Here is a 12979-nt window from a genome sequence, read left to right as displayed (position 1 = left end):
GACGTCGCAATCCACACCGAACCGGAAGGCCCTCACCTGTTTCAAGATCCCTCAGCCGAGACCTGACTCACCTGTCCACAACCTCCCCGGACAGAACAACTAGGCCGGTGCGATCGCCGAAGCGGAGGCCGAGGCCGTCGCGGAAGCCGTGGTGTCGGACTCCGCGGTGACCGGCTCCGCCGACTGCGGGGCCGGAGCGGGGACCGCCGGCAGCGGGTCGGGGACCTCCGCGCGCTGCTGCGGGAGGGACACCGGACGCAGCTGGCGCGGGCCCGACACCACCGTGTAGTCCTGCCCCAGGAACGGCGGAACGATCTCACCCGGGTCCTCGCCCAGCGCCAACTGCACCGCAGCCCAAGGGGCGTTGATGCCGCACAGGGACAGCTGGTGCAGCCCGCCGGCCGGACGGGTGTTCACGTCCATGAGGACGGGCGTGTCGCCGAACATCCGGAACTGGATGTTGGACAGGTAGTGCAGCCCGAAGCCCTCAGCGATCAGGCGCGCCGGCTCCAGCCACTGCTCGTGCAGCGTGAACCCACGGCGGCGGCCGTTCTTCGTACGGCCCACGGCCATCCGGATCCGGTTGTCGGGGCCGGTGAGGCAGTCCACCGACACCTCCGGCTGCTCCAGCCTCGGCATGACCAGCCAGTCGACCGGCTCTTCCTGCTCGTCGGCCTCCTTGAGGGCGCCCAGCACCAGGTCCATCGGGATGTACGGGCTGGGGAAGCCGTTGAGGTGCATGAGCGAGAAGGGGGTACGCGTGATCACACGGAAGCCGACCCCGCCCGCGCCTGACGCCGGCTTGAAGCACGCCTTGTGGCCGTCCGCCTCCAACTCCTCGACAGCGGCGACGAGTTCGTCCGCGTTGCGCACCCGCCACCACGGTGGCACCGGCGCGCCGATCGCCTGGACGGCCTCGTAGGCGATCACCTTGTCGTGGAAGACGGCCACGGCCTCGGGCGGCGGTGCGAGCAGGGCCGTACCGGCCGCCTCGAAGTCGGCGCGATGTGCCACGATCGCGGACTGGTGCAGCCGGGGCACGAACACGTCGATGCCGCGCCGGGTGCACTGGTCGAGCGCGTACTCGACGTACGCCGCCGGGGACAGGCCCTCCGGCTCCAGGTCGGCGGTGTCGGCCGCGGCCAGTACGGGGGAGTCCGCGTCTCCGTGCGTGGCATGGACCGCGACGGCGCGGTCGCTGGGATTTCGCCGCAGCTGATCCATGAAGAACACGTTCTCCGCGTACGTGCGGTTGAGCCAGACGCGTACGCGAGAGACCATGCAGGCCGCCTTTCACGGTTTGTGGGCAGGGCGGAGCACGCCCGTGCCCGGGCAGGGTGGTTGGAGGGACACCAAACCGCCCCCGTGTGAGGGGACGTTCCTGGGTGGTGTTGGGGCGATCATACGGCTTCTAAGGGGTGCCGCGTGCAACGCGCGTGTTACGGATTCCCCGATCATGATCCCTCCGTGGTGCGGCACATTGAGCAGGAGCACGTCACCGGGCCGTGCGCCGAAGATCGGCCGACTCGATCCGCCCTTGTCCTCGGGAGGGCGACTGTGTTCTCGTGGATCCCTCGGGTGCTCGGAGGAGGCTGGAAGTGACGTCGACGGCCGGCGGTGCGGGACAGCTGCTGGCCATCAGCGACCTGCACATCGGGTACGAGGAGAACCGCGCGCTCGTCGAACGCATGCGCCCCGGGACGGACGAGGACTGGCTCCTGGTGGCCGGCGACGTCTCGGAGACCGTGTCCGACATCCGCTGGGCCCTGGAAACCCTCGCCGGCCGCTTCCGCAAGGTCCTCTGGGCCCCCGGCAACCACGAACTGTGGACCCATCCGAAGGACCCCGTCACCCTGCGCGGAGTCGCCCGCTACGACCACCTCGTCGCCCTGTGCCGGGAACTCGGCGTGATCACGCCCGAGGACCCCTACCCCGTCTGGGACGGTCCCGGCGGCCCGGTCGTCGTCGCACCCCTGTTCCTGCTGTACGACTACTCCTTCCTGCCGGCCGGCTGCGCGACCAAGGAACAGGGACTGCAGTACGCCCACGGCACGGGCATCGTGTGCAATGACGAGTACCTGCTGCACCCCGACCCGTACCCGTCCCGCGAGGCCTGGTGCAGGGCCCGGGTCGCCGAGACCGAACGCAGACTCGCCGCCCTGCCCGACGGCCTTCCCACCGTCCTCGTCAACCACTACCCGCTGGACCGGCACCCCACGGACGTCCTGTGGCACCCCGAGTTCGCCATGTGGTGCGGCACCAGCCGCACCGCCGACTGGCATCGCAGATTCCGCGTCCGGGCCATGGTCTACGGCCATCTCCACATCCCGCGGACCACCTGGCACGAGGGCGTCCGCTTCGAAGAAGTGTCCGTGGGCTACCCCCGCGAGTGGCGCAAACGCCAGCAAGCGCCGGGGCGGCTGCGCCGGATCATGCCGGGGGAGGCCGGGGCGCGGTGATCGAGGAACTGCTGCCGGCGACCGTGGTGGCCGTGGAGGCGTACGGCCACGACGAGCCGGCGAACGCGCGGCTGTACCCCGAGGAAGAGGCCCTCCTGGTGAAGGCGGTGCCCAAGCGGCGCCGCGAGTTCGCCGCCGTACGCAGCTGTGCCCGCCGGGCGATGGAGAAGCTCGGCGTGCCGCCGCAGCCCGTCCTGCCCGGGGAACGCGGCGCCCCGCGCTGGCCGGCCGGCCTCACCGGCAGCATGACCCACTGCGACGGATACTGCGCCGCCGCACTGGTCCGCGCCACCGACCTGGCCTCGCTGGGCATCGACGCCGAACCCGACGGGCCGCTCCCCGACGGCGTCCTGCCCGCGGTGGCGCTGCCCGCGGAGCTGGACCGGCTGCTCCGGCTCGGCCGGGACCATCCCGGCACCCACTGGGACCGGCTCCTGTTCAGCGCCAAGGAGTCCGTCTACAAGGCGTGGTTCCCCCTCACCGGGCAGTGGCTGGACTTCAGTGAGGCCCACATCGAGTTCGCCGTGGGAACGGCCGGACCCGTCCCCGACTCCGGCCGCGGCGAGCGGCTGAGCGGCACCTTCCGCGCCGAACTCCTCGTACCGGGACCCTCGGTGGGCGGCCGGCGGCTCGGGGGTTTCGAGGGCCGCTGGACCGTCCGGCGGGGGCTGGTGGCGACGGCGGTCGCCGTGCCGCACGGCTGACGTCCGCATGCGGCACGAGCGGCACCTTCCGCGCTACGACTCCGGCGGACACCAGGAGTGCAGCAGCCGGAAGAACGCCTCCTCGTTGCCCGCGAGCCCCGCCCGGGCCAGGGCCTGTTCAGCCTCGGCGAGCACGGCGGGCGCGACGACAAGCGGCCGGGCGGCCTCCGGCGGGCCGGACGGCACGTCGAAAGCCGCTCGCACGGTGTGCAGCAGCCGCAGATAGGCCTGTACGGCGGTGCGCTCACGGTCGGTCAGTACAGCGGTGGGCATCGCGCGGCTCTCCCCATGTCGGCGTTGTCGGTCGCGCCCCCGGACGGGGCACATGTCCAGCTTGCCGCCCACCACTGACAATCGGGCCCCGCTACGGGTCGGTTCGCCCGCTTAGCGGAGGCGAAACCTCCCCGAAATCCCCTGAGGGAATGCGCCCCTACGCTGGTGTGAAGGGCTTTCGAGTGAAGGGCTTCAGGCCGCCGAGACGCGGCCAGGGAACGGGAGGGGAGCGCGTGGTCGACGCCCCGCGACGGCACCCCGCGCGCACCGTACGGCTGCGCTCGGTGGGCGACGCAGAACTCGAGTTGCAGTACCGCGTCGTGCACGGCTACCGCCGTGCCTTCCGGGTGGCCGGCCAGGGACCCGCGCTGGTGCTCATCCACGGCATAGGCGACTCCTCGGCGACCTGGGCCGAACTGATCCCGGACCTCGCCCGCACCCACACCGTGATCGCCCCCGACCTCCTCGGCCACGGCGACTCGGACAAACCGCGCGCGGACTACTCGGTCGCCGCGTACGCCAACGGGGTGCGCGACCTGCTCACCACCCTCGGCATCGAGTCCGCGACCCTCGTCGGGCACTCGCTGGGCGGAGGCGTGGCGATGCAGTTCGCCTACCAGTTCCCCGAGCGCACCGAACGGCTCATCCTGGTCAGCGCGGGCGGCGTCGGCCGCGAGGTCAACCCCGTCCTGCGGATGGTGTCCCTGCCCGGCGCCCACCTCATGCTCGCCGGCCTGCGCCTGCCCGGCATGCGCCTGCAAGTCGGCCTCGCGGTGCGGCTGATGAAACTCCTCGACACCGACCTCGGCCAGGACGCCCCCGAACTGCTCACCCTCGTCGACGCGCTGCCCGACGAGACCTCCCGCAACGCCTTCATCCGCACCCTGCGCGCGGTCGTCGACTGGCGCGGCCAGGTCGTGACCATGCTCGACCGCTGCTACCTCACCGAAGGCATGCCGACCATGCTGCTGTGGGGCGACCGGGACAGCGTGGTGCCCGTACGGCACGCGTACGGCGCGCACGAGGCGATGCCGGGCAGCCGCCTGGAGATCTTCGAGCAGGCCGGCCACTTCCCGTTCCACACCGACCCGGCCCGTTTCGTGGCCCTCGTCGAGGAGTTCACCGCCGGCACGGAACCGGCCCACTGGAGCCGCGAACACTGGCGCGACCTGCTCCGCTCCGGCCGCGGCGGCACCGCCGGCCACCCGGACACCGCCCGCAGCCGGGCCGTGGAACGCGGCCTGCGCGAAGCCAGCGAACGCAGCGCCACGTGATGACGCCTCGGTCGCCCACGGGGGTGCTCTTCACCGGTGCCGAGACGCCGGTCGTGTTCAGCCCTTCGGCTTCAGCCCTGCGGGCCCAGGTATCCGAGCGAGGCCTCGATCCGGCCCGCCAGATGATCGCGCTGCACCGGGCCCCGCAGGGACGAACCGGCGAGCCAGGTACGGCACTTGCTGGCGAGCAGCAGGCCGAAGCGTTCGGCCTCCCTCTCGTCGGCCTGGTCGAAGCGGCTGCGGGCGGCCACCTTCAGCACCGTCGCCTGCAGGTCCGCGTCGTCGCACAGTAAACGGGCCGCGACCGCCGCGCCCTGGACGTGATGGCTGCAGTGCCCCGCCTTCATGTGCCACAGCTCGTGGCCGAGGATCACCAACTGGTGGTCGGGCGCGGTGCGTTCCTCGATCACCACGAGGTCCTGGTCGGCCATGTCGAGCCACAGTCCGCTGGCCGTGCCGGGCGGGAAGGCGGACGTACGGAAATGGACCGGGCGGCCGCGCCGTCTGCTCATCGCGCCGCACAGGGCGCCGTACAGGTCCGCGGGTCGCGCCGGCGCCGGAAGGGTCAGCTCCGCGACCAGCTCGCCGCACAGGCGGCGCATTTCCTTACCGATGCCCACAGTTCTCCCCCCGGATCACGACTCGGGCCGCTTGACACTCTCCAAGAGCATGTCCAGCCACTCCGCCACCTTGTCGCGGTGCTGGTCGGTGGGCAGCTGTGCGGCCCGCCAGGCGATCCCGCGGACGCCGTGGTCCTGCAACAGCCGCTCCAGCGGATCGACGGCGGCCGCGGCCGCCTGCCGCTCACGGTCGGCGAGCTTCTGCAGGAGTTCCTGCTCGGTGCGCTGCAGCGTGCCCGCCAGCGCCTCGGGGTCCTCGGCGGTGAGGAAGCCGGCGTGCACCCGGAAGAAGCGCTGGATCGCGTCGCAGTGCTCCATGGTGGGGCGCCGGTCGCCGTTGATGAGCGCTCCGGCCTGCTGCCGGGACATGCCGGCGCCGTCGGCGATCTCCTGCTGGGTGTACTTGCGCCCGTTCGGCTTGAGCCGGGTGCGGCGCAGCAGGTCCAGGCGTTGCAGGAACCGCGCCTGCACGTCGGGCTCGCCCGCGGGCCGGCCGCTCAGCAGGGCCTTGACCACCGGTTCGGTCACGCCGGAGGCGACCGACAGGCGGCGGGTGTCGAAGACCTCCGCGTGCGGCACGCCGAGCCGGTCCGCGAGCGCGGTGACGCGGACGACGACGGCCGGCAGCACAGTCGACGCCACGTCGCCCGGACCCTCGAAGCCTTCCGACACCGACAGATCTCCTACGTATCTCACTGGCTTCTCACAAGCGGTTGCCGTGAACATCCCGGAGAGTAGCCGGTTGTTCGAACTCACATCCAGGTCTCGCCACAACTGTGGCCAATTTCAGCCGTCAACAGCCGTGGAATGCCACGATAGTTGACACGACTTGCGTCGGGGCAGCAGGATCAACACCGCCGCGAGAAGGCCGCATAGGCAAGAGGGGTGACCTCCCGATGGCGTATCAGGCAGGTGGGCAGCGGTCGGTACCGCGACCCGTCCCCGCAAGTCTTGAGGCCCAGGCGTATCTCCAGGACTACGCCACCCTTCTCGAGGCCGTCTCCTTTCCGTCCGTCGTCGTCGACCACCGCTGGGACGTCGTCCTGGCCAACACCGCTTTCGCGTCACTTTTCGGCGGGGTGGGTCCCCATCCGACGGCGATGCCGGGCGACAACTTCCTGAGATTCGTCCTCTTCCACCCGGACGCGAGCGAGGTCCTCGGCGAGCACGAGTCGCGCTGGTGCCTGCCGATGCTGGCGCACTTCGCCGCCGCCGTGGAGCGCCACGGCCACGACCACGGACTCCAGTCGATCCGCCGGGACATCGCCCAGGATCCGATCATGGAGGCCGCCTACCGGCAGGGCCTGCCGCACTGGATCCGCGCGGTCGGCGAGCAGGCCGTCGCGCACGACGGCGCGGTCCGCCCGCTGAAGCACCCCGACCCGCGCTGGGGCGCCACCGAGTGCCGGATCGTCGACGAGACGCCGAGGACCCTGGCGGACATGGGCTGCAGCCGGCTGACTCTGGTCCTGCGCCCCGCCCGCCGCGCGGCGTCCCCGGCACGACGGACGGTGCGTGCGCGCCGCACGGCGAGCCACCTCAGCGTGGTGCCCGTCCCCGAGGTCTGACAGGTACCGTCGGCGTTCAGGTCGCCGACGGTGCCTCGTCAATGGGCGTGTCCTTCGCGTCGATCCGTGTGTGTGGTGTCTTCCGTGAGTTGGCATGTTCCCCGGCAATGAGGTATGTGACATAGTACTGCCGTGAGCAAGCCACTGACCTGCGATGTCGTGGTCGTCGGAGCCGGAATGGTCGGCGCCGCCTGCGCCTTGTACGCGGCCCGGGCCGGGCTCGACGTCATCGTGGTCGACCGCGGACCGGTGGCCGGCGGCACGACCGGCGGCGGGGAGGGCAACCTTCTGGTCTCCGACAAGGAACCGGGTCCGGAGCTGGAGCTCGCGCTGCTGTCCGGCCGCCTGTGGAGCGAACTCGCCGCGGAATTCGGAAGGCTCGTCGAGTACGAGACCAAGGGCGGTGTCGTCGTGGCCTCGTCCCCCGGTGGACTCGCCGCGCTGGAGCGGTTCGCCGAAGGGCAGCGTGCCGCCGGAGTCGTCGCCGAACCGGTGGGAGGCGACGCGTTGTACGACCTGGAACCCCACCTCGCCCCGGGCCTGCCGGGTGCCGTGCACTACCCCCAGGACTGCCAGGTGATGCCCGCGCTGGCCGCCGCACACCTGCTCCGCGCTTCGGGCGCCCGCCTGCTCACCGGCCGGACCGTGACCGACGTGCCGCGCACCCCCGACGGAGCCGTGCGCGGAGTCCGCACCGACCGGGGCGACATCCACGCCCCGGCGGTCGTCAATGCGGCCGGCACCTGGGGCTCCGACCTGGCCGCCCTCGCGGGAACGTCCCTGCCCGTCCTCCCGCGCCGCGGCTTCGTCCTGGTCACCGAACCGCTCCCGCGCATGGTCCGCCACAAGGTGTACGCCGCCGACTACGTGGCCGACGTGGCCAGCGACTCGGCGGCCCTGCAGACCTCGCCGGTCGTCGAGGGCACGGCGGCCGGGCCGATCCTGATCGGCGCGAGCCGGGAACGGGTCGGCTTCGACCGCACGTTCTCGCTGCCGGTCGCAAGGGCCCTGGCGGCGGGCGCGACCCGGATGTTCCCGTTCCTCTCGGACGTCCGCGCCCTGCGCGCCTACCTCGGTTTCCGCCCCTACCTGCCCGACCACCTGCCCGCCATCGGCCCCGACTCGCGGGTCCCCGGCCTGCACCACGCCTGCGGCCACGAGGGCGCGGGCATCGGCCTCGCCACCGGCACCGGGCACCTGATCGCTCAGGCGCTGACCGCGAAGTCACCCGACCTGGACCTGACGCCGTTCCGGCCCGACCGCTTCACCGAGGAGGCCGAGTGACCTCTCCCCGCGACCTGGCAGGGGCCCGCCCGGGCCCCGCCTTCACGGTCACCCTGGACGGCCGTGAGATCGCGGCACTGCCCGGGCAGACGGTCGCCGCCGCCCTGTGGGCGGCCGGGGTCACCTCCTGGCGCACCACCCGCGGCGAGGGCCGCCCGCGCGGGGTCTTCTGCGGGATCGGCATCTGCTTCGACTGCCTGGTGACCGTCAACGACCGCCCGAACCGGCGCGCTTGCCTGATGCCCCTGCACGCGGGCGACGCCATCCGTACGCAGGAGGGGACGGGCCACGATGACTGACCGGCCGCATCTCGCCGTGATCGGCGCGGGGCCGGCCGGTCTCGCCGCCACCGTCGAGGCGGCGGCTCAAGGGGTACGCGTCACGCTGCTCGACTCGGCCGCGGAGGCGGGCGGGCAGTTCTACCGCCGGCCCGCCGCCGGACTGCGCGCCCGCCGCCCGCAGGCCCTGCACCACCAGTGGCGCACCTGGGAGCGACTGCGGGACGCCTTGCGCACCCACGAGAAGACCGGCGCCGTACGGCACTTGGCGGACCATCACGTCTGGTTCGTGGAACGGCGCGACCACGGCTTCACCGTCCACGCCCTGCTCGGCCCCGGCCAGGAAGACGCGGTCGAGGTGCGCGCCGACGCCGTCCTCCTCGCCACCGGCGGCTACGAGAAGGTGCTCCCCTTCCCCGGCTGGACCCTCCCCGGCGTCATCACCGCGGGCGGCGCCCAGGCCATGCTCAAGGGCACCCTCGCGGTGTCCGGCCCTGCCGCCGTCGTCGCCGGGACCGGGCCACTGCTCCTGCCCGTCGCGGCCGGCCTCGCCGCGGCCGGGGTGGCGGTGGCCGCGCTGGTCGAGTCCGCCGACCCCAAGGCGTTCCTGCGGCGGGCACGCGCACTGGCCGCCCAGCCGGGCAAGGTCGCCGAAGGCGCCCGGTACGCGACCCGGTTGCTGCGCCATCGGGTGCGGCTGCTGGCGAGGCATGCCGTCGTCGAGGCGCACGGCACCGAGCGGCTGGAGGCGGTGACCGTCGCCGCGCTCGACGCGCAAGGGCGCGTGCGGCCCGGTTCCGGGCGGCGCATCCCCTGCGACACCCTCGCCGTCGGCCACGGCATGCTGCCGCACACCGACCTCGCCGACACCCTGGGCTGCCGCCTCGACGGGCTGAACGTCCACGTCGACGACGAACAGCGCACCGGCGTCCCCGGCGTGTGGGCGGCGGGCGAGACCACCGGCATCGGCGGCCTCGCCCTGTCTCTCGCCGAGGGACACATCGCGGGCCGCTCCGCCGCGGCCCGCCTGCACGGCACCGAGCCCGACCCGCGAGCCTGGGCGGCGGCCGTGCGGGCCCGCACCCGACTGCGGGCCTTCTCCGCCGCGTTGGAGCGTGTGTACGCGCCGCCCGCGCACTGGACCGAGCAGGTCACCGACGACACCGTCGTCTGCCGCTGCGAGGAGGTCACCGGCGGCGCGGTCCGCGAGGCCGTGGCGGAACTCGGCGCCGGCGACCTGCGCACCGTGAAGCTGCTGACACGAGCCGGGATGGGCTGGTGCCAGGGCCGGGTGTGCGGGCCCGCGGTCGCGGGACTCGCCGGGTGCGAACTCACGCCGTCCCGGGGGCCGTTCGCCCGGCCGGTGCCGCTCGGGGTGCTGGCCCGGGCAGGCGAGTTGGAGGAGGACCGAGCCCGCCGCCCCGGCCTGGCTGTTCCAGATCCGGACCCTCAGTGAAATGTCACACCCTATTCCAGATGGGACCCCCGATGACCACCACCGAGAACCGCCCCTGGCGCGGCGTCCTCGTCGCCACCGCCCTCCCGCTGGACTACGACCTCCGCGTGGACCACGGCAGGTACGCCGAACACTGCGCCTGGCTGGTCGAGAACGGCTGCGACGGCGTCGTACCGAACGGCTCCCTCGGCGAGTACCAGGTCCTCACCCCGAAAGAGCGGTCCAGGGTCGTCGAGACGGCCGTGGCCGCCATCGGCGGCGAGCGTGTGATGCCCGGCGTCGCCGCCTACGGATCCGCCGAGGCCCGCCGCTGGGCCGAGCAGGCGCGCGACGCGGGCTGCGCCGCCGTCATGCTCCTGCCGCCCAACGCCTACCGCGCCGACGAGCGCTCCGTCCTCGCCCACTACGCCGAGGTCGCCGAAGCGGGCGTACCGGTCGTCGCCTACAACAACCCCGTCGACACCAAGGTCGACCTGGTGCCCGAACTGCTCGCAACCCTGCACGGCGAGGGGTACATCCACGCCGTCAAGGAGTTCTCCGGCGACGTGCGCCGCGCCTACCAGCTCGCCGAACTCGCCCCGGAACTCGATCTGCTGATCGGGGCCGACGACGTCCTGCTGGAGCTCGCCGTCGCCGGCGCCAAGGGCTGGGTGGCCGGCTACCCGAACGCACTGCCCGCCGCGAGCGTCGCGCTGTACGGCGCGGCCGTCGGCGGCGACCTGGGCACGGCCCGGAAGCTGTACGAGCAGCTGCACCCACTGCTGCGCTGGGACTCCAAGGTCGAGTTCGTGCAGGCCATCAAGCTGTCCATGGACATCGTCGGCCGCCACGGCGGCCCGGTGCGCCCGCCGCGCGTCCCGCTGCTGCCCGAGCAGGAGGCCGCGGTGCGCGCCGCCACCGAGAAGGCGGTCGCGGCGGGACTCGCGTAGCAGTCCTCGCCCATATCGGTTTGTCACGTCCACCAGGAGCGTCATGCGCAGCAAACTCGTCCTGCACGCCGTCGACTCGCACACCGAGGGCATGCCCACCCGGGTGATCACCGGTGGCATCGGCACGATCCCCGGCGCGACCATGAACGAGCGGCGCCTGTACTTCCGTGAGCACCGCGACGACGTCAAGCAGCTCCTGATGAACGAGCCGCGCGGCCACGCGGCGATGAGCGGCGCCATCCTCCAGCCGCCCACCCGCCCCGACTGCGACTGGGGTGTCGTCTACATCGAGGTCTCGGGCTATCTGCCCATGTGCGGACACGGCACGATCGGCGTGGCGACGGTGCTCGTGGAGACCGGGATGGTCGAGGTCGCAGAGCCGGTCACCACGATCCGGCTCGACACCCCGGCGGGCGTGGTGGTCGCCGAGGTGGCGGTGGAGGACGGCGCCGCCACGGCCGTCACCCTCAGGAACGTCCCGTCCTTCGCCGTCGGCCTCGACCGCGAGATCACGCTCGCCGACGGACGCACGGTGACCTACGACATGGCGTACGGCGGCAACTTCTACGCCATCCTGCCGCTGGAGCAGTTCCGACTGCCCTTCGACCGCGCCCGCAAGGACGACATCCTCCGGGCCGGCCTGTCCCTCATGGACGCGATCAACGCCGAGGCGGAGCCCGTCCACCCCGAGGACCCGTCCATCCGCGGCTGCCACCACGTCCACCTGTACGCGCCCGGCGCGACCGCCCGCCACTCACGGCACGCGATGGCGATCCACCCCGGCTGGTTCGACCGCTCTCCCTGCGGGACCGGAACCAGCGCGCGCATGGCGCAACTTCACGCGCGCGGCGAACTGCCCCTGCACACCGAGTTCGTGAACGAGTCCTTCATCGGGACGCAGTTCACGGGCCGTCTCCTCGGCACCACGGAAGTCGCCGGACTCCCCGCCGTCCTGCCCAGCTTCACCGGCCGCGCCTGGATCACCGGCACCGCCCAGTACCTGCTCGACCCGGCCGACCCCTTCCCGGCGGGGTTCGTCCTCTAGCTAGAAGGCTCATGAAGATCTTGGTGAGGGGCTGTCCGGCGGATCATGCCGCAGACGCGGGGCCTGGTGCATCGATCTGCGGCGTTGTCGTCGGTTGCCGACTCCCCCACTCTCGACTTCGCTCGAGCGGGGGGACCCCCATCGCGTCGACGCCCTCCTCCTCCTTGCAGCTCGACGCACCAGGCCCCGCTCACCTGCGTCGACGAGGCGCCGCGCATTTCCTGCGACCTGATCCGCCGGACAGGCCCTAGACGTCTTGAGGATCTGGAGAGCTGGAGATCTGGAAGTCCGGACGTCGAGGACAATGACCGGTGTCGCGTGACATTGCACAGCTAGGAGACCTCCCTTGGCCGCCGCCCAGCGCACCAGCGCCCCGTCCGCCGCTCCCGCCCTGCCGGTGCTGGGCGGCAAGAAGAGCAGCTACCGCGAGCGGGTCGCGGACGCCCTGCGGGCCGCGCTGATCGCCGGTGAGCTGCGCCCGGGCGACGTGTACTCGGCGCCCACGCTCGCCGCCCGCTTCGGCGTCTCCGCGACGCCGGTGCGCGAGGCGATGCTGGACCTGGCCAAGGAGGGCCTCGTCGACACCGTCCCCAACAAGGGCTTCCGGGTCACGGCCGTCTCCGAGAAACAGCTCGACGAGTACACCCACATCCGCGCGCTCATCGAGATCCCCACCGTGGTGGAGCTGGCCCGCACCGCCGACCCCGTCCTGCTGGAGGCGCTGCGCCCGGCCGCCCGGGAGATCGTCCAGGCCGCCGTGGCCGGTGACCTGATCGCCTACGTCGAAGCCGACACGCGTTTCCACCTCGGGCTGCTCGCTCTCGCGGGCAACGCGCACCTCGTCGAGGTGGTCGGCGACCTGCGCAAGCGCTCGCGCCTGTACGGCCTCACCGCGCTGCTGAAGAAGGGCCGCCTGCTGGGCTCGGCCGAGGAGCACCTCGAACTCCTCGACGCCCTGCTGGCGCGTGACGAGGACGCGGTGCGCGAAGTCATGGCCCGTCATCTCGGCCATGTCCGCAACCTGTGGGCGGCCCGCGGCTGAGGAGACGCGCGGAGAATACGAGGACCGGGCCCTCGCCCCCTCACAGC

14 protein-coding genes are annotated in these 12979 nt (G+C 72.3%); 10 read left to right on the top strand and 4 right to left on the bottom strand.

The window, feature by feature from the left end:
• Positions 1–99: 99 nt before the first annotated feature.
• Positions 100–1281, bottom strand: coding sequence for an ATP-grasp domain-containing protein (locus KUM49_RS11290; protein ID WP_217236614.1), 1182 nt, complete (start codon positions 1279–1281; stop codon positions 100–102).
• Between the two features lie 317 nt (positions 1282–1598).
• Between KUM49_RS11290 and KUM49_RS11285 the strand changes: the two genes are divergently transcribed.
• Positions 1599–2459, top strand: a complete 861-nt coding sequence (locus KUM49_RS11285) for a metallophosphoesterase (protein ID WP_217236613.1) — start codon at positions 1599–1601, stop codon at positions 2457–2459.
• On the top strand, positions 2456–3163 hold the full coding sequence (locus KUM49_RS11280; RefSeq protein ID WP_217236612.1) for a 4'-phosphopantetheinyl transferase superfamily protein: 708 nt from the start codon (positions 2456–2458) through the stop codon (positions 3161–3163). Before KUM49_RS11285 ends, KUM49_RS11280 begins: the two co-directional genes overlap by 4 nt.
• A 33-nt stretch (positions 3164–3196) precedes the next feature.
• Here the strand turns inward: KUM49_RS11280 and KUM49_RS11275 are convergent, their stop codons facing one another.
• On the bottom strand, positions 3197–3436 hold the full coding sequence (locus KUM49_RS11275; protein WP_217236611.1) for a hypothetical protein: 240 nt from the start codon (positions 3434–3436) through the stop codon (positions 3197–3199).
• Positions 3437–3669: 233 nt separating this feature from the next.
• Between KUM49_RS11275 and KUM49_RS11270 the strand changes: the two genes are divergently transcribed.
• Positions 3670–4710, top strand: coding sequence for an alpha/beta fold hydrolase (locus KUM49_RS11270; protein ID WP_217236610.1), 1041 nt, complete (start codon positions 3670–3672; stop codon positions 4708–4710).
• A 71-nt stretch (positions 4711–4781) separates the two neighbouring features.
• Here the strand turns inward: KUM49_RS11270 and KUM49_RS11265 are convergent, their stop codons facing one another.
• Together KUM49_RS11265 and KUM49_RS11260 are read right to left on the bottom strand one after the other, a co-directional pair.
• Positions 4782–5312 (bottom strand): toxin-antitoxin system, toxin component, encoded by a 531-nt coding sequence (locus KUM49_RS11265; protein ID WP_217236623.1) that lies wholly within the window; start codon positions 5310–5312, stop codon positions 4782–4784.
• 33 nt (positions 5313–5345) lie between these two features.
• Positions 5346–6002 carry a helix-turn-helix transcriptional regulator gene (locus KUM49_RS11260; protein ID WP_217236609.1) on the bottom strand — a complete coding sequence of 219 codons (657 nt, stop codon included), beginning with the start codon at positions 6000–6002 and terminating at the stop codon, positions 5346–5348.
• Between the two features lie 224 nt (positions 6003–6226).
• Between KUM49_RS11260 and KUM49_RS11255 the strand changes: the two genes are divergently transcribed.
• From KUM49_RS11255 to KUM49_RS11225, 7 genes are all read left to right on the top strand, one after another.
• The gene (locus tag KUM49_RS11255; protein ID WP_217236608.1) at positions 6227–6898 is read left to right on the top strand and encodes a PAS domain-containing protein; all 672 of its coding nucleotides are present in this window, start codon (positions 6227–6229) and stop codon (positions 6896–6898) included.
• 132 nt (positions 6899–7030) lie between these two features.
• Positions 7031–8182 carry an FAD-binding oxidoreductase gene (locus KUM49_RS11250; protein ID WP_217236607.1) on the top strand — a complete coding sequence of 384 codons (1152 nt, stop codon included), beginning with the start codon at positions 7031–7033 and terminating at the stop codon, positions 8180–8182.
• The gene (locus KUM49_RS11245) at positions 8179–8481 is read left to right on the top strand and encodes a (2Fe-2S)-binding protein (protein WP_217236606.1); all 303 of its coding nucleotides are present in this window, start codon (positions 8179–8181) and stop codon (positions 8479–8481) included. The genes KUM49_RS11250 and KUM49_RS11245 overlap by 4 nt, the downstream gene beginning before the upstream one ends.
• A complete protein-coding gene (locus KUM49_RS11240; protein ID WP_217236605.1) occupies positions 8474–9916 on the top strand; it encodes an NAD(P)/FAD-dependent oxidoreductase in 1443 nt (480 codons plus the stop codon). The genes KUM49_RS11245 and KUM49_RS11240 overlap by 8 nt, the downstream gene beginning before the upstream one ends.
• Before the next feature lie 32 nt (positions 9917–9948).
• The gene (locus KUM49_RS11235) at positions 9949–10845 is read left to right on the top strand and encodes a dihydrodipicolinate synthase family protein (RefSeq protein ID WP_217236622.1); all 897 of its coding nucleotides are present in this window, start codon (positions 9949–9951) and stop codon (positions 10843–10845) included.
• Between the two features lie 43 nt (positions 10846–10888).
• Positions 10889–11890: a proline racemase family protein gene (locus KUM49_RS11230; protein ID WP_217236604.1), complete on the top strand. Its 1002-nt coding sequence runs from the start codon at positions 10889–10891 to the stop codon at positions 11888–11890.
• Positions 11891–12236: 346 nt separating this feature from the next.
• Positions 12237–12932, top strand: a complete 696-nt coding sequence (locus tag KUM49_RS11225; protein WP_217236603.1) for a GntR family transcriptional regulator — start codon at positions 12237–12239, stop codon at positions 12930–12932.
• Positions 12933–12979: the final 47 nt, after the last annotated feature.

The sequence above is a fragment of the Streptomyces sp. AC555_RSS877 genome (assembly GCF_019049245.1).
GTDB lineage: Bacteria > Actinomycetota > Actinomycetes > Streptomycetales > Streptomycetaceae > Streptomyces.
Note: the sequence above shows the minus strand (reverse complement) of the source record. Positions and strands in the feature narration are given on the sequence as shown.